The organism is Pantoea pleuroti (genome assembly GCF_014156615.1).
GTDB classification, from domain to species: domain Bacteria; phylum Pseudomonadota; class Gammaproteobacteria; order Enterobacterales; family Enterobacteriaceae; genus Pantoea; species Pantoea agglomerans.
Map to the genome: position 1 here is coordinate 120,877 of NZ_SBFD01000003.1, position 20,589 is coordinate 141,465.

The following is a 20,589-nucleotide window of genomic DNA, read 5'->3' on the forward strand; positions in this document are numbered from 1 at the left end:
GCTTAATCAGAGCACGGTCCACGCCAGCCAGGTCAGCGCAAAGCCGCTCAGCCCCATTAGCGTTGTCAGCACCGTCCAGGTGCGTAAACCGTCGGCCACCGAAAGTCCCAGATAACGGGTCACGACCCAGAATCCCGCATCATTAACATGCGACAATCCCAGACCGCCAAAACAGGCCGCCAGGGTGACCAGTACCCGTTGCATATCCGTTACGCCGGTCACCGCCTGGGTCAGCAAACCGCTGGTGGTCAGGATCGCCACCGTGGCGGAACCCTGTGATGCACGCAGCGCCAGCGACAGGATAAATGCCGCTGGCACCAGCGGCAGATGCAGCGTTTCGAGCGTGACTGCCAGCGCTTTACCGACGCCCGACTCCACCAGCACTTTGCCGAATGCCCCGCCAGCCCCGGCCACCAGAATCACGCTGGCTGAGGTGGGAATGGCCCGGCCGGTCAGATCTTCCAGCTTATCTTTGCTCCAGCCACGCCGTACGCCCAGCAGCCAGGCCGCCAGCCCTAAGGCAATCAGCAGGGCAATCGGCGGTGTGCCGATCACGGTCATGACATTTCGCAGCAGACTCCCTTCAGCCAGCAGTGTGTGTGACAGAGTTCCCAGCACGATCAATACAATCGGGACCACAATCAGGCCGCTGATGGTGAGCGCACCGGGTGGTGCCGGTTCATTCTTCTTTTCCTGCCCTTCCGGCCTGGCCATCTGCAACTGTTCCAGCACCTCTACCGAGAGGGGGTAGTGGCGACGGTTCATGAATTTCGCCACGTAATAGCCGATGATCCCGACCGGCACGGAAATCGCGATCCCCAGTATCATCAGCCATCCCATGTCGGTGTGCAGGATCCCGGCTGCCGCCGCTGCGCCCGGATGGGTCGGCAGCGCCACGTGCACCGTCAGCATCACGCCCGCCATCGGCAGGCCAAACTTCAGCGGCGAGACCCGCGCCACTTTGGTAAAGCCATAAATCAGCGGAATAACAATGATAAAGCCAACTTCAAAAAATACCGGGATGCCAAGGATAAAGGCCGCCATGGTCAATGCCGCAACGGTACGCTTCAGCCCCAGCGTTTTACTGAAGCGTTGCGCCAGCGATTCAGCGCCGCCCGAGGCTTCAATAATCGCCCCGAGCATGGCACCAAGCACGATGATGATGGTGATGTGACCGAGCAGGCCGCCCATCCCGGTGATAATCGTCTCCATGATTTTCTCAGCCGGAATGCCGGTCGCGATAGCCACCAGCAGACTGACAATTAACAGGGCGACAAACGGATGAACTTTGGCTTTGATGACCAGCAGCAGCAGGATCACGATGCTGGCGGTCGCTATGGCTAACAGCAGTGCGGTGGACATAGTAAACCTCAGAAATTGTTATATTTTTTTGAGTATCAGCGTACAGAATAAACAGGTGCAGGGTCAGAAAAAGGACGAAAAAATCTCAACCGGTGCCGAAACACCGGTTTTTTTAGCCCGTTAAATCAGGTTTTTCTCGCCCAGGGCGCAAACCAGCCAAGACCCGCGGTAGTGCTGCCGCGCGGGATATATTCGCAGCCCACCCAGCCGGAATAGCCGACCTCATCCAGCAGTGAGTAGAGATAGGGATAGTTGATTTCACCCTCATCCGGTTCATGACGATCCGGTGCCGAAGCAATCTGCACGTGCCGATAGCGTCCGGCATAGTGGCGAATCAGATGGCTGAGGTTGCCATCCACCCGTTGCGCATGGAACAGGTCGAGCTGAGTGAAGACATTGGGTCGATCGATCTGTTCGACCATCTCCAGCGTCTGATACTGGCTGGCGTAAAGATAGTTGGGTTTGGTTGTGGGATTAAGCGCCTCAATCAGCAGGATGATACCGTGCGGCGCAAAGCGCTCAGCGGCATAACGCATATTGCTGATAAAGGTCTCAACGTAGCGCTGACGGTCAGCGTCGGGCGGCACCGTCGCCGCCATGATGTGCACCTGCGGGCAGTTCAGCGCCAGCGCATAGCTCAGGGCGCGATCGATATCCGCCTTTGCTTCCGCTTCCCGTCCGGGGATGGCCGAAACGCCCCACTCACCCGCTGCGACGTTGCCGGGTGCGGTATTGAACAGCACCAGTTGCAGCTGGTTATCATCGAGCCACTGCTTGATCTGCGTGGCGGGATAGTCATAAGGAAACAGAAATTCGACGGCGGTGAAACCGGCTTCCGCCGCTGCAGCGAAGCGTTCAGCAAACGGCAATTCAGTAAATTGCGTCGAAAGGTTAGCAGCAAACTTCGGCATTATCGGCTCCTTAATTCCGCCACTTCGGCATCATTGAGATAACGGATTGGGCGGTCGCCTAAGGTAAAGATGAGCCGGGCGGTCTCTTCCAGCTCTTCAGTATTGTCTGCCGCTTCCTGCAACGATTTCCCCACTACCACCGGGCCATGATTCGCCAGCAGAAAGGCACGGTAACGTGGAGCCAGCGCCGCCAGATCCTCAGCCAGTCGCCCATCACCCGGCTTGTAGTAAGGCACGACCGGCACATCACCGACACGCATCACCACATAGGGAGTAAACGGACGAATGCAGTTGTCCGTGTCCAGCCCCTGTAAGCAGGAGAGCGCCGTCAGGTAGTGGCTATGCAGATGCACCACCGCCCTGCAGTCGGGATTATTCAGATAGAGCGCGCGGTGAAACGCAATCTCTTTGGAGGGTTTATCACCGGAGAGCCATTCGCCGTCAGGCGTGACTTTTGCCAGCCGGTCACCCTGCAATTCACCCAGGCATGAACCGGTGGGTGTCGCCAGCAGATTGCCATCCTCCAGCAACATTGAGAGGTTGCCCGCCGAGCCGGTGGCATAGCCGCGCTGAAAGAACGAAGCGCCAAGACGCACCATCTCGTCACGCGCCTGCTGTTCCGTTAAAGAGAAAGATTCAGACATCAGTAAACTCCGTTTGCGCGCGGCGGAAGAAATCTTCGTCGCCAAAATTGCCCGATTTCAGTGCCAGAGAGAGCGGCTGATGAATGTCGCGCACCCAGGGCACGCCGGGCGAAATCGTCGGACCGATGTGAAAGGCCGTCACACCCAGGCTCTGCGCGACCACGCCGGAGGTTTCGCCACCCGCCACGATAAAGCGCTGCCATCCGCGCCGTTTCAGCTCGCGGGTGACGGCAGCAAACAGCTGCTCAACGGCTTCGCTGCTGCGCTGAGCACCATAACGCTGCTGAATCGCCTGCAAGTGTTGCGCGTCAGCGGTGGCAAAAAGCAGGGGTGCCAGCGCCTGATCGCTGTTCGCTTCCACCCAGTCGCATAACTGCCGGGCATAAGCCCCGGCATCTTCCAGACAGCGTTCAGTCTCAACTTCGCAGGCCGGTGCCAGCTGGCGGTACGCGGCGACCTGACGATTGGTCATCTGTGAACAGGAACCGGAAAGCACCACGGCGCGATCGCCCTGCGGACGGCCTGCCTGCTCCGCTTTTGCATCACTTTCAGCCGTCGCCCACTGCCGTGCCAGACCGATGGCCAGCCCGGAACCGCCGGTGACCAGCCGCAGATCGCTCAGTGCTTCGCCCAGGGTCAACAGATGTTCCTGATGCAGGACGTCAGTTACGACGTAGTTGATCCCCTGCGCCGCCAGCTGACCCAGCGCCTGCCGTACTGACTCAGCGCCCTGATCGACCTGTGCCGCAGCGATCAGCCCGGCTTTGCCCCTCGCCTGTGATGACATCAGCCGCAGCAGGTTGCTGTCGTGCATCGGTGTGACCGGGTGATGCCGCATACCAGACTCTGACAGCAGCTGATCGCCGACAAACAGGTAGCCCTGATAAACGGTGCGGCCATTCACCGGCAGCGCCGGACAGATCACCGTATGCGTTTCACCCAGCGCCTGCAGCAGGGCGTCGGTTACCGGACCGATATTGCCCTGCGCGGTGCTGTCGAAGGTGGAACAATATTTGAAGTAGAAGCGCTCACAGCCCTGCTTCTGCAGCCATGCCAGCGCAGCCAGCGACTGAGCAACCGCCTGGTCTGCCGGACAGGAGCGGCTCTTCAGGCTGACTACAATCGCCTGCGCCTCTGTGATTTCCTCGCTGTCAGGAATGCCGTTGAACTGAATGGTGGTCAGCCCGTTCTGCACCAGAAAACTGGCGATGTCAGTCGCACCGGTAAAATCGTCCGCTATCACGCCAAGCCGCATCAGATTTTCTCCTCAGCCTGCGGCAGCGTGATGCCGCTGAAGATTTTAATCACTGCACTGTCATCTTCCCGGCCGTAACCGGCGTTGCTGGCTTCGGTGAACATATTGAGGGCGGTTGAGGCCAGCGGCAGCGGGAAGTGCAGGGATTTCGCGGTATCGGCCACCAGGTTGAGATCTTTCACAAAGATATCAACCGCCGATTTCGGGCTGTAGTCGCCATCCACCACATGCCGCATGCGGTTTTCGAACATCCATGAATTGCCTGCGGCATTGGTGACCACTTCATACATGGTTTCCAGCGGGATGCCGGCACGCGCCGCCAGCGCCATCGCTTCTGCCCCGACCGCGATGTGAACACCTGCCAGCAGCTGATGGATAATTTTGACGGTTGATCCGAGGCCGATCTCACTGCCCACGCGATACACTTTGGCTGCCACGGCATCCAGTACAGATTGCAGTTGCGTAAAGGCCGCTTCACTGCCGGACGCCATCACCGTCATCTCACCGCTGGCCGCTTTAGCGGCACCGCCGGAGACCGGTGCATCCAGCATCAGCAGCTGATATTGCGCCAGCTGTTGTTCAATCTGCTGCGCATCCCGGGCGGACAGTGTGGATGAGACCATGACCACGGTGCCGGGACGCAGTTTTGCGGCCAGGCCCTCTTCACCGAACAGAATGGCGTTAACCTGCTGCGCATTTACCACCAGCAGCAAAACGGCATCAAGCTGGTCTGCAAAGGCGGATGCTGAAGGCTGCGCATCACGCGCGCCGGCCTGACGTAAGTTCTCAAGCGCGGCGGGATTCAAATCGACACCCCAGGTATTGAGACCGGCACGCAGACAGGATTTCGCAGCACCCATGCCCATGGAACCTAACCCGATAACGCAGATATTTTCAGCTGGCACGATACGCCCCCCTGTTAATTTAAGTGATTATTTGTTTGTTACTGTTAATCCTGCCAGCTTCCTGCCGGCAAAAATGTGTTGCCACTCACAAAAAAATATTCCCGATGTGAAGCCGAACAATTTTTAACATTGCCACATTCACAGCGCTGGCCCTGTTGCAGTGCGGTTACCGCCGCTGATGCCAAAATTACCGCTGTTATTATCTGTTCTGGTTAACCGTCAGATACTTTATAATGTGAAAAAATGATAATTATCAGGGAGCCGATATGATTCCGGTTGAACGTCATCAACAGATTCTTGCGCTGGTGGCCGATCGTGGCGTAGTGAGCATTGCAGAACTCACTGAACGGCTGGGTGTGTCACACATGACCATACGCCGTGATGTGCAGAAACTGGAGGAGCAAGGGGCCGTGCTGTCGGTCTCCGGCGGCGTGCGCTCAGCCGACCGGCTGGCCGCTGAGCCGTCACACCTGACGAAAAGCACCCTCTACAACGAGGAGAAGCGCGCCATTGGCCGCACCGCCGCCCGACAGATCCCCCGTAACAGCTGCATCTACCTGGATGCCGGCACCACGACGTTAGCGCTGGCAAGAGAAGTGGTGGATCGTGATGATTTGCTGGTGGTAACCAATGATTTTATGGTGGCGAATCTGCTGATGGAGGCCAGTCAGTGCCGGGTTATTCACACGGGCGGCACCGTTTGCCGTGAGAACCGCTCCTGTGTCGGCGAGGCAGCGGCACGCAGCCTGCGTCATCTGGCCATTGATATTGCCTTTATTTCCGCCTCCTGCTGGGGGCCGCGTGGCTTGTTTACGCCGGATGAAGATAAAGTGATGGTGAAGCAGGCGGTGAGTGAGGTGAGCAGTAAGCGGGTATTGCTGAGTGACAGTTCGAAGTACAACAGGATTGCGACGTTTCTGGCTTTACCGCTGGAGAGCTTTGATCGGGTGGTGACAGATACGCATCTGAGTGAGTCGGCGCGGGAGTTGTTAAGTGCGGGGAGCTGTGAACTGGTGCTGGCTGGTTAAGCTGTCGCCGCCTTCCCTGAGGCGGGGAAGGCGGCAACGTGAGCGTGATTAAACTTCTTCGCTGAACTGCGGCACCGGATTACGGAAGCTGCGGGTTACGAACGCCAGGTAGATAATCCCGATGGCGGCCCAGATCAGGCCCAGCTCCATAGAACTCTCTTCCAGGTTCACCCACAGCGCACCCACCGTCAGCGCGCCAAGCAGCGGCAGCAGCAGATACTGAACGTGATCTTTCAGCGTGCGGTTACGCTTCTCACGGATCCAGAACTGCGCAATCACCGACAGGTTAACGAAGGTAAACGCCACCAGCGCACCAAAGTTAATCAGCGCGGTTGCGGTCACCAGATCGAAGTTAATCGCCATCAGCGCAATCGCACCCACCAGCAGCACGTTGAGCGACGGGGTACGCCATTTCGGATGGATGTAACCGAAGAAACGCTCCGGGAACACGCCATCACGGCCCATCACATACATCAGACGCGATACGCCAGCGTGCGCCGCCATACCGGATGCCAGCACCGTGACCACCGAGAAGATCAGGATGCCGACCTGCAACGCTTTACCGGCCACGAACAGCATGATTTCAGGCTGCGATGAGTCCGGGTGCTGGAAGCGTGTGATGTCCGGGAAGTAGAGCTGCAGGAAGTAAGATGCCGCGATAAAGATCACCCCACCAATCAGCGCGGTCAGGAAAATAGCGCGCGGAATGGTGCGTTCTGCATCTTTGGTCTCTTCCGACAGCGAACTGATGCCATCAAAGCCGAGGAACGAGAAGCAGAGTATCGTCGCACCGGTGATCATCGGCACCACATGCGCATTCTCAGACCAGAATGGACGGCTGCTCACCAGCGTGCCGGAACCAACGCCGCTTGCCACACCGTAGATTACCATCGCGGTAATCCCGACCATGACAACCACCTGCAGCACCACAATCACACTGTTGAAGTTGGCGACGGTTTTGATGCCCTTGAGGTTAGAGAGCGTCATAAACCCGACCAGCAACACCACAAAAATCCACGACGGGATGCCCGGCACCAGCGATTCGAAATAGTTTTTAGCCAGCAGGATGTTGATCATCGGCATGAACAGGTAGTCCAGCAGTGATGACCAGCCGACCATAAAGCCGACGTGCGGACTGATCGCCTTCTGAGCGTAGGTATAAGCGGAGCCCGCAGAGGGGAAGCGGCGTACCAGCTTACCGTAACTCACGGCAGTGAACAGAATCGCAATCAGCGCGAAAGCATAAGCGGTGGCGACGTGACCTTCGGTCAGCCCGGAAACGATGCCAAAGGTATCGAACAGGGTCATAGGCTGCATGTAAGCTAAGCCCATCATGACGACCGGAAGTAACGTGAGTGTTTTTTTGAGTTGCGCACGCTGCGGTGCGGCGGAGGTATTAAGCGACATGCTTCAGTCCCCCATGTGCGACAACCTGGCTGGGCTGGGTCACAGGGCAACTGCGCATTAAGCGACAGGGAGTAAGGTTAGCGGTTAACGCGGCGCCGTAGTCATCACGAAAACGCGTACCAGCGTTGGCTGGCAGAGTGTAAAACATCCCCATCTTTTAATCCTCAATCTCACGCTTATGCGTGTTTTCAGTGTTTATCTATCCGGGTGCGTGCCCGGCCTCGGTTAAGTCAGCAAAAAACGCTCTGGTAAAACTGGATGCAAAAAAATAACCGGCGCGGTAAGCGTCGGTTATCATCTGATTTTGCAGGCCGCGTATTCTGCCCTAACCCATGGCAGGAATACAAGCCATCGGGGCATCTTATGCAAAAAAAAGCCCGTCAGATAACAGGTAAAAAAACCTGTCAGGCATTTTTCAGCATCCAGTCGATCTCTGTAGACGTAATCAGCCGTTCAAACTGCATCAGTTCATGATGCTTACAGCTGTGCCAGACAGTGGCAAAGCGTTCGCCCAGTAACTTCTGCAGCGGATAGCTGTTGTCAAACTCATACAGCGCATCGCTCTGGCGGATCGGCAGTGCCAGACCCTCGGCATGGTGACCGTTGCCGGTGACCGGATGCGGCAACGGCAACTGGGTATCCAGCCCATGCAGCATCCCGGCAAGGATCGCCGACACCACCAGGTAGGGATTAGCATCCGCACCCGCAACCCGGTACTCAATACGGTGATTGTCGATATCTCCGCACGGCACCCGCAGCGCAACGGTCCGGTTGTTATGGCCCCACGATGCCTGTAACGGCACATAGGCGTCCGGAACAAAGCGGCGATAGGCATTCACATTAGGTGCCAGCAGCGCCATTGAGGCAGGCATCAGATCGATCATCCCAGCCAGCGCCCGTTTCATCAGCGGCGAATCACTGCCGTCATCGCAGGCGAAGGCGTTGTGATCGGCGGCATCCAGCATGCTGATATGCACATGCATGCCGCTGCCCGCATACTCCTCATAGGGCTTCGCCATAAACGTTGCGGTCATACCGTGGTTTTCTGCCACCTGACGAATCAGGCGTTTCAGCTGCACCGCATGGTCACAGGCCCGCAGCACGTCGCGGGTATGATGCAGGTTAATTTCAAACTGTCCGGGCGAGGCTTCCGCCAGCGCGCCATCGGCCGGGATACCCTGCTGACGCGCCAGATCGTCGATGTCACGCAGCACATCGGCGAAGTGATCGAGGTTATCTACCGAGTAGACCTGGCTCTGCATATTGCGTTCATCACTGCCGGGCGAGCACGGCGGCTGGATAAAGCCTTCGGCATCGCGCTTTTTGTCCACCAGATAGAACTCCAGCTCTACCGCTACCACCGGGAACAGACCTCGGTTACGCAGCTGTTGCCACAGCCGGTTAAGGACATTTCGGGGTTCAACGTCAAAGGGAGTGCCATCTTGGTTGCACATGGTTAACAGCAGTTGCGCAATGTGTTGAGGGTCAGACGCGGAGGGAACTAAAGTACCGGTGACGGGCAGACAGAGATTATCGGGTTCGCCCAGTGACTGGCCGAGTCCCGCTTCTTCTACTGTATTGCCGAGGATATCCATGGCAAACACCGAGGCGGGGAAATAACACCCTTTTTCCAGCTTAGGCAGCGCAGAGACCGGAATACGCTTGCCGCGGAACACACCATTTAAATCATTTAACAGGATGTCGACATACTGCGTGTCAGGATGGCGCTCCAGCCAGGTTTTCACCTCAAGCTGGAACGCGCTGGTTCGTTTCTCTTCACTGTGAAGCGTGAAGTCTTCCACTTCTACCAGGTTAGTCATGATCTCACCCGCCCCTATTAGGTTTGCGTAATGCTCAAAATAACAGCCACACCACTAACATAGCGCCAACATAAAAAGTGTGCAAATGTAACAAATCTGTTTGAAGAACAAACAGCAGATTGCTAGATTGAAAAAATATTGCACACTTAACCGCCAGACGTGCCCTTTCGGTAGATATTTCGAACAGCGATGCGAGGACGTGAAATGGGCATTATTTTTGACAAGCCGTTGATTGGCGTAGTGATGTGCCAGAAGGATCTGGGCGGCCATCCGAGCCAGACGGTTCACAATAAGTACACCGATGCGGTTGTCCTTGCGGGTGGCGTACCGCTGGCCCTGCCCCACAGTCTGATGAATGCGCCTCATCTATTAGAAAACGCTATGGCTGTTCTGGATGGCCTGCTGCTGACCGGCAGCCCCAGCAATATCGAACCCTGGCATTATGGCGAGGCGGGCGAAGAGCCCCATGCCGATCCGGGCCGTGACCATCTCGCCTTTCAGCTGATCACCTGGGCCACCAGCCACAAGATGCCGATGTTCGGGATCTGCCGTGGGCTGCAGGAGCTGGTGGTGGCGAATGGTGGCGCACTGTGGCGGGAGCTCAGCGGGCAGCCGCCGTTTCAGCGTCACCATGAAGATGAAACGCTGCCGCTGGAGGAGCAGTATGCGCCGACGCATCCGATCTCTATCGAACCCGACGGCCTGCTGGCGACGCTGCTGGACAGCAACAGCTCGCTGGCGGTCAATTCACTGCATCATCAGGGGGTACGCGAACCGGGCCCGCAGCTGCGCGTTGAAGCGCGCGCGCCGGATGGTCTGATTGAGGCGGTGAGTCTGCGCCATCATCCCTTCGCCCTGGCGGTGCAGTGGCATCCCGAGTGGCAGCCGGAACACACGGCGGGATCGCAGGCGCTGTTCAGTGGCTTTATTCAGGCCGCCATTCGTTACCACAAGGGAAAAGAAAATGAGTGATGCCACGCTGGCGCCGGGACGACGGCTGGCGCAGATCCGGCAGACACTGGGGCTGTCGCAACGCCGCGTTGCCGAACTGGCCGGACTGACCCACAGCGCCATCAGCACCATTGAGCAGGATAAGGTCAGCCCGGCGGTCAGCACCCTGCAGAAGCTGCTGAAAGTCTATGGGCTCTCGCTGTCAGAGTTCTTCTCGGAACCTAAACCGGACGCGGAACCGAAGGTCATTGTCCGCGCCAGCGACCTGCTGGAGATTGGCAGTCAGGGGGTTTCGCTGAAGCTTATCGACAATGGCCGTGCACAGCGCACGCTGGGCATGCTGCTGGAAACTTATCAACCTGGCGCCAGCACCGGCGAGAAGCTGCGTCATCCGGGCGAAGAGACCGGCACGCTGCTGGAAGGAGAAATTACGCTGGTCATCAACGGAGAGCACTATCATCTCTCCGCCGGAGAGAGCTACGTCATTGATACTGGCTTACCACACAGTTTCACCAACCGTGCTGAAATCCCCTGCCGCATTGTCAGTGCCCATACGCCAGCCAACTTTTAGGCGCTTCAGGAGGTTGTTATGAATTACGTGGAGAGTTATTACGCAGCGACCGCCAATCCGCATGCGCCCTGGCCGACATTACAGGAGAGCATTCAGTGTGACGTTTGCATTATTGGCGGCGGTTTCACCGGTCTTTCGGCGGCGCTGCATCTGACCGAGGTGGGCTATGACGTGGTCGTGCTGGAAGCGGCGCGGGTCGGCTTTGGTGCCAGCGGACGTAACGGCGGTCAGGTGGTGAACTCCTACAGCCGAGACGTGGATGTGATTGAGCAGCGCTACGGTAAAGAGAGCGCCCGCATGCTGGGCAGCATGATGTTTGAAGGCGCTGAGATTATCCGCGATCGCATTAAGCGGTACGCGATCGACTGCGATTACCGGCCTGGCGGCGTTTTTGCGGCCCTGAATGCGCGCCAGATGGCGCATCTGCGAAAACAGAAAGCGTTATGGCAGCAGTATGGGAATCATGATCTGGAACTGCTGGATGAGCGAGCCATCCGACGTGAAGTCGCCACCGAACGCTACGTTGGCGGGCTGCTGGATCGGCGCGGCGGCCATCTGCATCCGCTGAACCTGGCGCTGGGTGAAGCGGAGGCGATCCGTCGACATGGCGGACGCATCTATGAACAGTCCGCGGCGACCAGTGTGGTTTATGGCACACCAAATCGGGTGAAAACCGCCCAGGGCGAGGTCAGCGCGACCTTTGTGATCTTCGCCGGGAATGCTTATCTGGCTCCGCAGCTGGAACCGCGACTGAGCAGGAAAAGCATGCCGTGCGGATCACAGATTGTAGCAACCGAACCGCTGTCACCCGACCAGGCGTTGTCGCTGATGCCGAACAACTACTGTGTGGAAGATTGTAACTATCTGCTGGATTACTTCCGTCTGACTGCGGACAACCGGCTGCTCTATGGCGGCGGCGTGGTTTATGGCGCACGGGAACCGGCCGATATTGAAGCGTTGATCCGGCCCAAGCTGCGCCGCACGTTCCCCCAGTTGCAGAACGTTAAACTGGACTTTGGCTGGAGCGGCAATTTCCTGCTGACGCTGTCGCGCATGCCGCAGTTTGGCCGGCTGGAGAAGAATGTCTATTTTATGCAGGGTGACAGCGGTCATGGCGTAACCAGTACGCATCTTTCCGGCAAGCTGATCAGCGAAGTGTTACGCGGCGATGCCGAGCGTTTTGATGCCTTCGCCCGCCTGCCTCACCTGCCGTTTCCCGGTGGGCGACGATTTAAGGTGCCGCTGACGGCGATGGGCGCGGTGTGGTATGCGTTGAGGGATCGGTTAGGGGTGTGAGGCTGAGGGCCAGACCTGGCTGTCTGGCCTGCTGAACACAGGTGTTCCAGCGGGGCACATTCTGCCCTGTTGTTTAAACAGCATTAGTATGTTGTAACTATAGAAAGAGCAGAACGCTCAGCTATCAGAGCGGGAGCACTCAGCCCCCGCAACAATTCTTGCCGCACATCACTCCAGCGGCATCTTAACCGGATCGTCGTAGCGATATTCAAAACCGAGTTCGCTACAGATGCGGGAACCATCAATCAGCTTGCCGCTATTCTTTTCCGCCTCGGGTGCGAACTGCGGCGGCTGCAGCCCAAGCTGGTGCGTGACCGCAGGATAGAAAGTGTCACGCGTCGGATGTTTCGAGGCACACAGATTGTAGACCCGGCCCCCTTTGGGCGACTGCAGTAGCAGCGTAATTGCCTCAACCACATCATCCAGATGCACCAGATTGACGCCCTGCGAGCCATTGGCCACATCCTGCTTACCGGCGAGGAAGCGTCCCGGATGGCGCTTTGGCCCGACCAGACCGGCCAGGCGCACGATATCCACGCTGGTGCCCGGCAGATCGTGCAGCCAGTTCTCCAGTTTAACCAGCGTCTTTCCGGCCACCGTTTCTGCGTCCAGCGGGCTGTTTTCCCGCTTAGCGCCGGCGCTGCTGCCATAGACTGAGGTGGAACTGGTAAAGATAATGCGCGGTACCTTATAAACCAGCGCGGTATCGACCACATTCTGCACCGCCTGAAGATAGGCTTCGCCCCCTTCTGCTGTGCGGCTGGCGGGCAGTGTCACGATCAGCGCATCGACATTGAACAGCGGCTCAATATCGGAGGCATCACAGAGCAGTTCCGGCGTCAGTTCCAGCTGGAACGCCTCAATGCCGCAGCGGCGTGCCGCGTCTATACCGTCTGGCGTGGTTTTGCTGCCGGTGACCTGCCAGCCTCGCGCCGTTAACGCCGTGGCCAGCGGCATGCCTAACCAGCCCAGTCCCACAATCGCGACCTTCTTCATTTTGACTCCTGACGTGAAACATCAACCCTGACTTCACCGTAGTTTGCCCCCGGATTGCAAACCAGAACAACCTGTTTCAGCGCTTTCCGAACCGTCCGTTTAAAAAAGTGTTGCCAAGCGCAGCCATCTTCGCTAGGTTAAACCCCACAAATGAATACTCATTCATCGACGAGATTATTATGACACGCGTTCAGTTCAACCATCATCACCACCATCATCCTGACTAGTCTTTCAGGCGATTGGTGCTGGAAGACTTTCAAGATCTTCCAGTGGTGTGAACGCAAGAGAACCCCCGGAAGATCGTCTTCCGGGGGTTTTTTTATGGGCTGACGTAACCACACATTCAGGACAGAATTAAGAGGACAGGAACCATGTTAGATAACACCCGTTTACGCATAGCTATGCAGAAATCTGGCCGTTTAAGTGATGATTCACGCGAACTGCTGGCGCGCTGCGGCGTTAAAATCAACCTTCAGCAACAGCGCCTGATTGCGTTTGCGGAGAACATGCCGATCGACATCCTGCGCGTGCGCGATGACGACATTCCTGGCCTGGTGATGGATGGTGTGGTCGATTTAGGCATCATCGGCGAGAACGTACTGGAAGAAGAGCTGCTGTCGCGCCGTGCCCAGGGTGAAGATCCGCGCTACTTTACGCTTCGCCGCCTCGACTTCGGCGGTTGCCGTCTGTCACTGGCGATGGCGACAGATGCCGAGTACACCGGCCCGGAATGCCTGGATAAATCCCGTATCGCCACCTCCTATCCGCACCTGTTAAAACAATACCTCGACAAAAAAGGCGTCAGCTTTAAGACCTGTTTACTGAACGGTTCCGTAGAAGTGGCGACCCGCGCCGGTCTGGCTGACGCCATCTGCGATCTGGTCTCTACCGGTGCTACGCTGGAAGCCAATGGCCTGCGCGAAGTTGAAGTGATCTATCGTTCAAAAGCGGTGCTGATCCAGCGTGACGGCGAGATGCCTGCCGCGAAGCAGGAGCTGATCGACAAGATGATGACCCGTATTCAGGGTGTGATTAAAGCGCGTGAATCGAAGTACATCATGCTGCACGCGCCGAGTGAGCGCCTGGAAGAAGTGATCAGCCTGCTGCCTGGCGCAGAGCGCCCGACCGTGCTGCCGCTGGCAGGCGATGTCAGCCGCGTGGCGATGCACATGGTCAGCAGCGAAACCCTGTTCTGGGAAACCATGGAAAAACTGAAAGCGCTGGGTGCCAGTTCGATTCTGGTGCTGCCTATTGAGAAGATGATGGAGTAAGCCATGGCCTTTTCTACCCCGATTGAGTGGCAGCAGTGCACCCCCGAACAGCAGCAGGCGCTGCTGTTACGTCCTGCTATCGCCGCCTCTGAAAACGTGACGCTGACGGTGCGCGATGTGCTGGAGCAGGTAAAGCTGAATGGTGATGACGCCCTGCGCGAATTCAGCGCCCGCTTCGACAAAGCGCAGGTGGATAACCTGCGTGTTACCGCGCAGCAAATCGCAGAAGCCAGCTTACGTCTGAGTGACGAGCTGAAGCAGGCGATGGCTGTCGCGGTGGGCAATATCGAAACCTTCCACAACGCGCAGATCCTGCCGCCGGTGGATGTGGAAACCCAGCCAGGCGTACGCTGCCAGCAGATTACCCGTCCGGTGAAATCGGTCGGACTCTATATTCCTGGTGGTTCCGCCCCGCTCTTTTCCACCGTGCTGATGCTGGCGACCCCGGCCCGTATCGCTGGCTGTGGTCGCGTCGTGCTCTGTTCGCCGCCGCCGATTGCCGATGAGATCCTGTATGCCGCCCAGCTATGCGGCGTAGAAGAGGTGTTCCAGGTGGGCGGCGCGCAGGCCATTGCCGCGATGGCCTTCGGCACCGAAACCGTGCCGCGCGTGGACAAGATTTTTGGCCCGGGCAACGCCTGGGTGACAGAAGCGAAACGTCAGGTAAGTCAGCGACTCGATGGCGCGGCGATTGATATGCCGGCGGGTCCTTCTGAAGTGCTGGTGATTGCGGATGAAGGTGCCACGCCCGCATTTGTCGCGTCTGATCTGCTCTCACAGGCAGAGCATGGTCCCGACTCGCAGGTGATTCTGCTGACGCCTTCATTAAAGCTAGCCGAGGCGGTCGCGGTCGCGGTTGAGCAGCAGCTGGCGCAGTTGCCGCGGGCTGCCACGGCGCGTCAGGCGCTGGAAAGCAGCCGCCTGATCGTGGCGCGTGACCTTGAGCAGTGCGTCGCGATCTCTAATCTCTACGGCCCGGAGCACCTGATTCTGCAAACGCGTCAACCGCGCGATCTGGTGGAGTCGATCACCAGCGCCGGTTCGGTATTTTTAGGTGACTGGTCGCCGGAGTCCGCGGGCGATTACGCCTCTGGCACCAATCACGTGTTGCCGACCTACGGTTATACCTCGACCTGTTCCAGCCTGGGCCTGGCCGATTTCCAGAAACGCATGACGGTGCAGGAGCTGACGCCGCAGGGCTTCCTGAACCTGGCCGCCACCATTGAAACCCTGGCCGCCGCCGAGCAGCTGGATGCCCACAAGAATGCCGTCACCCTGCGCGTTGCCGCACTGAAGGAGCAAGCATGAGTCAGGATATTGAGCAGCTGGCGCGCGCCAATGTGCGTGCCCTGACGCCCTATATGTCAGCGCGTCGTCTGGGTGGCAACGGAGATGTCTGGCTCAATGCCAACGAGTTTCCGCTGCCGGTGCCGTTTGAGCTGTCGCAGCAGACGCTGAACCGCTATCCGGAATGTCAGCCCAAACTGGTGATTGAGCGCTACGCGGCTTATGCGGGCTTAACGCCGGAGCAGGTACTGGTGAGCCGTGGCGCAGATGAAGCCATCGAACTGATCATGCGTGCCTTCTGTGAGCCGGGTCAGGATGCGATTCTGTTCTGTCCACCGACCTATGGCATGTACAGCGTCAGCGCCGAAACCATCGGCATTGAATACCGCACCGTCCCGGCCCTGAGCAACTGGCAGCTGAACCTGCCTGCCATTGCAGAGCAGCTGGATGGCGTCAAAGTGGTTTACCTCTGCAGCCCGAACAACCCGACCGGCAACCTGATCAATCAGGACGACATCCGTCAGCTGCTGGCGATGACCGCCGGTAAAGCGCTGGTAGTCGCAGATGAAGCCTACATTGAATTCTGCCCGCAGGCGACGCTGACCGGCTGGCTGAAGGATTATCCGCATCTGGTAATCCTGCGTACGCTTTCTAAAGCCTTTGCGCTGGCTGGCCTGCGTTGCGGCTTTGCGCTGGCGAATAAGCCGGTCATCGACCTGCTGATGAAGGTGATTGCGCCCTACCCGCTGGCGACACCGGTGGCCGATGTCGCCGGGCAGGCGCTGAGCGACCAGGGGATTGCGCTGATGCGTGAGCATGTGGCACAGCTGAATGAGAACCGTAGCTGGCTGCAGGCTGAACTGACTCAGCAGGCCTGCGTTGAGCAGGTTTTCTCCAGTGAAACCAACTATGTGCTGGCGCGCTTTACCGATTCACCAAAAGTCTTCAAAACCTTATGGGATCAGGGCATTATCCTGCGTGATCAGAACAAAAATCCGGGCCTGTCGGGATGCCTGCGCATCTCCATCGGCACGCGTGAAGAGTGCGAACGAGTGATCGCCGCGCTGAAAGCCTTTTCTGTGGAGCAAGCATGAGCCAGAAGACCCTTTTTATTGACCGCGACGGTACGTTAATCTCTGAGCCGCCTGAAGATTATCAGGTGGACCGCATGGATAAGCTGGCGTTTGAGCCAGATGTTATTCCGGCGCTGCTGGCGCTGCAGGCCGCCGGTTATCGCCTGGTCATGATCACTAACCAGGATGGTCTTGGCACCCCGGGTTTCCCGCAGGCCGATTTCGATGGCCCGCACAATCTGATGATGCAGATCCTGACCTCGCAGGGCATTGCGTTTGACGATGTGCTGATCTGCCCGCACATGCCGGACGATCACTGCGACTGTCGCAAGCCGAAAACCCGAATGGTGGAAGCCTGGCTGGCCGAAGGCGCGCTGGATACCGCCAACAGCTACGTGATTGGCGATCGCCTGACCGACGTCCAGCTGGCGGAGAACATGGGTATCCAGCCTATCCGCTACGGCGCTGACGGCCAGAACTGGCAGACCATCCAGCAGCGTCTGACCCAGCGTGACCGCCATGCGCTGGTGCAGCGCAACACCAAAGAGACACAGGTGCGGGTAGAACTGTGGCTGGATCGCGAAGGCGGCAGCAAGATTAATACCGGCGTGGGTTTCTTCGACCACATGCTGGACCAGATCGCCGTGCACGGCGGGTTCCGCATGAACATCGAAGTGAAAGGCGATCTCTATATTGACGATCACCACACGGTGGAAGATACCGGTCTGGCACTGGGCGAAGCGCTACTGAAGGCACTGGGCGACAAGCGTGGCATTGGCCGTTTTGGCTTTGTGCTGCCGATGGATGAATGTCTGGCGCGCTGCGCGCTGGATATCTCCGGCCGACCGCACATCGAGTTCAAAGCGGAGTTCAACTATCAGCGCGTGGGCGACCTCAGTACCGAGATGGTCGAGCACTTCTTCAGCTCGCTCTCCTACGCCATGATGAGCACCCTGCACCTCAAAACCAAAGGCAAGAATGACCATCACCGCGTCGAGAGCCTGTTTAAAGCCTTTGGCCGTACGCTGCGTCAGGCGATCCGCGTTGAGGGCAATACGCTGCCAAGCTCGAAGGGAGTGCTGTGATGAACGTGGTGATCATGGATACCGGTTGCGCCAACCTGTCGTCGGTGAAATGGGCGATTGAACGTCTGGGCTACACCCCGGAAGTAAGCCGCGATCCCGATGTGGTGCTGCGTGCCGATAAACTGTTTCTGCCCGGCGTAGGCACCGCGCAGGCGGCAATGAATCAGCTGGAAGAGCGTGACCTGATCGATCTGGTCAAAGCCTGTACCCAGCCGGTGCTGGGGATCTGCCTGGGTATGCAGCTGCTGGGTCGCGGCAGCGATGAAAACGGCGGTGTGCCGACGCTGGGGATTATCGATGAGCCGGTGTCGTTAATGGACACGCACGGCCTGCCGCTGCCGCACATGGGCTGGAATCAGATTACCGCGCAGGCGGGCAATCATCTGTTCCGTGGCATCGACGAAGGCTGCTATTTCTACTTCGTTCACAGCTATGCCATGCCGGTCAATGCCAGCACCATCGCACAGTGTCACTACGGTGAAGCTTTCACCGCCGCGGTGCAGAAAGATAACTTCTTTGGCGTCCAGTTCCACCCGGAACGCTCGGGCAAAGCGGGCGCGCAGCTGCTGAAAAACTTCCTGGAGATGTAATGATTATCCCCGCGTTAGATTTAATTGACGGCAAAGTGGTTCGTCTGCATCAGGGCGATTATGGACAGCAGCGTGATTACGGCAGCGATCCGCTGCCGCGTCTGCAGGATTACGTTCGCCAGGGCGCGACCGTGCTGCATCTGGTGGATTTAACCGGCGCGAAAGATCCGGCGAAACGCCAGATCGCGCTGCTGAAAACCCTGCTGGATGGCGTTGATGTGACGGTGCAGGTCGGTGGCGGCATTCGCAGCCGTGACGATGTGCATGCGCTGCTTGAAGCCGGAGCGAGTCGTGTGGTGGTCGGTTCCACCGCCGTGAAACAGCCTGAAGAGGTAAAACGGTGGTTTGCGGAGTTTGGCGCAGAGGCGATTGTGCTCGCGTTAGATGTGCGCATTGATGCCAGTAACCGCAAAGAAGTGGCGATCAGTGGCTGGCAGGAAGCGGCGGGCGTCACGCTGGAAGAGGTGATTACCGACTTTCAGCAGGTGGGTCTGAAGCACGTACTGTGCACCGACATTTCCCGCGACGGCACCCTGAGCGGCTCCAATGTTGCGCTCTATCAGGAAGTGACGGCGCGCTTCCCGACGATTGCTTTTCAGTCTTCGGGTGGCATTGGCGAACTCAATGATATCGCCGCCCTGCGCGGCAGCGGCGTTCAGGGCGTGATTGTCGGACGTGCGCTGCTGGAAGATAAATTCACTGTTTCGGAGGCGATCGCATGCTGGCAAAACGGATAATTCCCTGCCTGGACGTACGTGACGGCCAGGTGGTCAAAGGCGTACAGTTTCGTAATCACGAGATCATCGGCGACATCGTGCCGCTGGCGCAGCGCTATGCCGCCGAAGGTGCCGACGAGCTGGTGTTCTATGACATCACCGCCTCATCCGATGGCCGGGTCGTCGACAAAAGCTGGGTGTCGCGGGTTGCGGAAGTGATCGATATCCCGTTCTGCGTCGCGGGCGGCATTAAAACCCCGGAAGACGCAGCGCGCATTCTGGAGTTTGGCGCAGATAAGATTTCGATTAACTCGCCGGCGCTGGCCGACCCCACGCTCATTACCCGCCTCGCGGATCGTTTTGGCGTGCAGTGTATTGTGGTCGGGATCGATACCTGGTTTGATGAAGCCAGCGGTAAATATCAGGTGAATCAGTATACCGGTGACGAAGCGCGCACCCGTGTGACACAGTGGGAAACGCTGGAGTGGGTGCAGGAAGTGCAGAAGCTGGGCGCAGGCGAGATCGTGCTGAACATGATGAATCAGGATGGCGTGCGTAACGGCTATGACCTGGTGCAGCTGAAGAAAATGCGTGAAGTCTGCAAGGTCCCCCTCATCGCCTCTGGCGGCGCAGGCACCATGCAGCACTTCCTGGATGCGTTTACCGAAGCTAACGTGGATGGTGCTTTAGCCGCCTCGGTATTCCATAAGCAGATTATTAATATTGGTGAGCTGAAGAGCTTTCTGATCGACAACGGAGTGGAGATTCGCGCGTGCTAACTGAACAACAACAGGCCCTTCTCGACTGGGATAAAACACAGGGCATGATGCCGGTCATTGTCCAGCACTTCGTCTCAGGCGAAGTACTGATGCATGGCTACATGAACCCGGCCGCGCTGGAAAAAACGCTGGCAGAAGGCAAGGTCACCTTTTTCTCCCGCACCAAAAACCGTTTGTGGACCAAAGGCGAAACCTCCGGCCACTTTCTGCAGGTGGTGAGCATCACGCCTGACTGCGACAATGACACCCTGTTAGTGCTGGCCGATCCTATTGGCCCGACCTGCCATCTGGGCACCACCAGCTGCTTCTCACCGGCGGTCCCTGAGTGGACGTTCCTCTATCAGCTTGAGCAGCTGCTGGCCTCGCGTAAAACCGCCGATCCTGAAAGCTCCTACACTGCACGACTCTACGCCAGCGGCACCAAACGCATCGCGCAGAAAGTGGGTGAAGAAGGCGTTGAAACCGCACTGGCCGCCACGGTCAACGATCGGGATGAACTCACCAACGAAGCTTCTGACCTGGTCTATCACCTGATGGTGCTGTTGCAGGATCAGGATCTCGACTTCCGCGCCGTGATCAACAACCTGCGCGACCGCCATAAGTAACTGTGCAATATGCTGCTCAGAATTTTGTTTTTATGCG

21 protein-coding genes and 1 other annotated feature are annotated in these 20,589 nt (G+C 57.9%); of the genes, 13 read left to right on the forward strand and 8 right to left on the reverse strand.

Annotated elements, in window-relative coordinates:
* Nucleotides 1-6: 6 nt before the first annotated feature.
* The 5 genes from EPG66_RS08345 to ltnD form a co-directional block, all read right to left on the reverse strand.
* Entirely contained in the window at nt 7-1,362 is a 1,356-nt protein-coding gene (locus tag EPG66_RS08345) for a GntP family transporter (RefSeq protein WP_069025161.1), read from the reverse strand.
* Nucleotides 1,363-1,487: 125 nt separating this feature from the next.
* Nucleotides 1,488-2,273: an HPr family phosphocarrier protein gene (locus tag EPG66_RS08350; RefSeq protein WP_039389460.1), complete on the reverse strand. Its 786-nt coding sequence runs from the start codon at nt 2,271-2,273 to the stop codon at nt 1,488-1,490.
* Nucleotides 2,273-2,917 (reverse strand): 3-oxo-tetronate 4-phosphate decarboxylase, encoded by a 645-nt coding sequence (otnC, locus tag EPG66_RS08355; protein WP_022625000.1) that lies wholly within the window; start codon nt 2,915-2,917, stop codon nt 2,273-2,275. Before otnC ends, EPG66_RS08350 begins: the two co-directional genes overlap by 1 nt.
* Nucleotides 2,910-4,172: a 3-oxo-tetronate kinase gene (gene otnK, locus EPG66_RS08360; RefSeq protein WP_182686492.1), complete on the reverse strand. Its 1,263-nt coding sequence runs from the start codon at nt 4,170-4,172 to the stop codon at nt 2,910-2,912. The genes otnC and otnK overlap by 8 nt, the downstream gene beginning before the upstream one ends.
* Nucleotides 4,172-5,077, reverse strand: a complete 906-nt coding sequence (ltnD, locus tag EPG66_RS08365; protein WP_061703786.1) for an L-threonate dehydrogenase — start codon at nt 5,075-5,077, stop codon at nt 4,172-4,174. Before ltnD ends, otnK begins: the two co-directional genes overlap by 1 nt.
* A gap of 266 nt (nt 5,078-5,343) precedes the next feature.
* On the opposite strand from ltnD, the gene ygbI reads away from it, so the two are divergent.
* Nucleotides 5,344-6,105, forward strand: coding sequence for a DNA-binding transcriptional repressor YgbI (gene ygbI, locus EPG66_RS08370; protein WP_109650750.1), 762 nt, complete (start codon nt 5,344-5,346; stop codon nt 6,103-6,105).
* Nucleotides 6,106-6,153: 48 nt separating this feature from the next.
* Here the strand turns inward: ygbI and EPG66_RS08375 are convergent, their stop codons facing one another.
* Nucleotides 6,154-7,512 (reverse strand): APC family permease, encoded by a 1,359-nt coding sequence (locus tag EPG66_RS08375; protein WP_031591323.1) that lies wholly within the window; start codon nt 7,510-7,512, stop codon nt 6,154-6,156.
* Between the two features lie 404 nt (nt 7,513-7,916).
* Nucleotides 7,917-9,332, reverse strand: a complete 1,416-nt coding sequence (locus EPG66_RS08380; protein ID WP_031591324.1) for a glutamine synthetase family protein — start codon at nt 9,330-9,332, stop codon at nt 7,917-7,919.
* A 204-nt stretch (nt 9,333-9,536) separates the two neighbouring features.
* Here EPG66_RS08380 and puuD point away from each other — a divergent pair, with 204 nt between their 5' ends.
* The 3 genes from puuD to EPG66_RS08395 are packed head-to-tail and all read left to right on the forward strand — an operon-like array spanning nt 9,537 to nt 12,150.
* Nucleotides 9,537-10,304: a gamma-glutamyl-gamma-aminobutyrate hydrolase gene (gene puuD / locus EPG66_RS08385; RefSeq protein WP_182686494.1), complete on the forward strand. Its 768-nt coding sequence runs from the start codon at nt 9,537-9,539 to the stop codon at nt 10,302-10,304.
* Nucleotides 10,297-10,854, forward strand: coding sequence for an HTH-type transcriptional regulator PuuR (puuR, locus tag EPG66_RS08390; protein ID WP_010670955.1), 558 nt, complete (start codon nt 10,297-10,299; stop codon nt 10,852-10,854). Before puuD ends, puuR begins: the two co-directional genes overlap by 8 nt.
* A gap of 18 nt (nt 10,855-10,872) precedes the next feature.
* A complete protein-coding gene (locus tag EPG66_RS08395; protein ID WP_182686496.1) occupies nt 10,873-12,150 on the forward strand; it encodes an NAD(P)/FAD-dependent oxidoreductase in 1,278 nt (425 codons plus the stop codon).
* A 168-nt stretch (nt 12,151-12,318) separates the two neighbouring features.
* Here EPG66_RS08395 and EPG66_RS08400 read toward each other — a convergent pair whose 3' ends face one another.
* Nucleotides 12,319-13,146 (reverse strand): SDR family oxidoreductase, encoded by an 828-nt coding sequence (locus EPG66_RS08400; RefSeq protein WP_115758972.1) that lies wholly within the window; start codon nt 13,144-13,146, stop codon nt 12,319-12,321.
* 179 nt (nt 13,147-13,325) lie between these two features.
* Here EPG66_RS08400 and hisL point away from each other — a divergent pair, with 179 nt between their 5' ends.
* The 9 genes from hisL (at nt 13,326) to hisIE (ending at nt 20,552) form a co-directional block, all read left to right on the forward strand.
* On the forward strand, nt 13,326-13,373 hold the full coding sequence (hisL, locus tag EPG66_RS08405; protein WP_100396937.1) for a his operon leader peptide: 48 nt from the start codon (nt 13,326-13,328) through the stop codon (nt 13,371-13,373).
* Nucleotides 13,349-13,469, forward strand: a sequence feature (His leader region). It overlaps the preceding gene by 25 nt.
* A gap of 48 nt (nt 13,470-13,517) precedes the next feature.
* Entirely contained in the window at nt 13,518-14,417 is a 900-nt protein-coding gene (hisG, locus tag EPG66_RS08410; RefSeq protein ID WP_004571317.1) for an ATP phosphoribosyltransferase, read from the forward strand.
* Between the two features lie 3 nt (nt 14,418-14,420).
* Complete coding sequence (gene hisD / locus EPG66_RS08415) at nt 14,421-15,725, forward strand: histidinol dehydrogenase (RefSeq protein ID WP_115758973.1); 1,305 nt, start codon at nt 14,421-14,423, stop codon at nt 15,723-15,725.
* Nucleotides 15,722-16,798 (forward strand): histidinol-phosphate transaminase, encoded by a 1,077-nt coding sequence (hisC, locus tag EPG66_RS08420; RefSeq protein WP_182686498.1) that lies wholly within the window; start codon nt 15,722-15,724, stop codon nt 16,796-16,798. Before hisD ends, hisC begins: the two co-directional genes overlap by 4 nt.
* Nucleotides 16,795-17,862 (forward strand): bifunctional histidinol-phosphatase/imidazoleglycerol-phosphate dehydratase HisB, encoded by a 1,068-nt coding sequence (gene hisB, locus EPG66_RS08425; RefSeq protein ID WP_010670960.1) that lies wholly within the window; start codon nt 16,795-16,797, stop codon nt 17,860-17,862. Before hisC ends, hisB begins: the two co-directional genes overlap by 4 nt.
* On the forward strand, nt 17,862-18,452 hold the full coding sequence (gene hisH / locus EPG66_RS08430) for an imidazole glycerol phosphate synthase subunit HisH (protein ID WP_008926061.1): 591 nt from the start codon (nt 17,862-17,864) through the stop codon (nt 18,450-18,452). Before hisB ends, hisH begins: the two co-directional genes overlap by 1 nt.
* On the forward strand, nt 18,452-19,189 hold the full coding sequence (gene hisA, locus EPG66_RS08435) for a 1-(5-phosphoribosyl)-5-[(5-phosphoribosylamino)methylideneamino]imidazole-4-carboxamide isomerase (RefSeq protein WP_163657706.1): 738 nt from the start codon (nt 18,452-18,454) through the stop codon (nt 19,187-19,189). Before hisH ends, hisA begins: the two co-directional genes overlap by 1 nt.
* The gene (hisF, locus tag EPG66_RS08440) at nt 19,171-19,947 is read left to right on the forward strand and encodes an imidazole glycerol phosphate synthase subunit HisF (RefSeq protein WP_010248068.1); all 777 of its coding nucleotides are present in this window, start codon (nt 19,171-19,173) and stop codon (nt 19,945-19,947) included. Before hisA ends, hisF begins: the two co-directional genes overlap by 19 nt.
* Entirely contained in the window at nt 19,941-20,552 is a 612-nt protein-coding gene (gene hisIE / locus EPG66_RS08445) for a bifunctional phosphoribosyl-AMP cyclohydrolase/phosphoribosyl-ATP diphosphatase HisIE (protein ID WP_109650766.1), read from the forward strand. The genes hisF and hisIE overlap by 7 nt, the downstream gene beginning before the upstream one ends.
* Nucleotides 20,553-20,589: the final 37 nt, after the last annotated feature.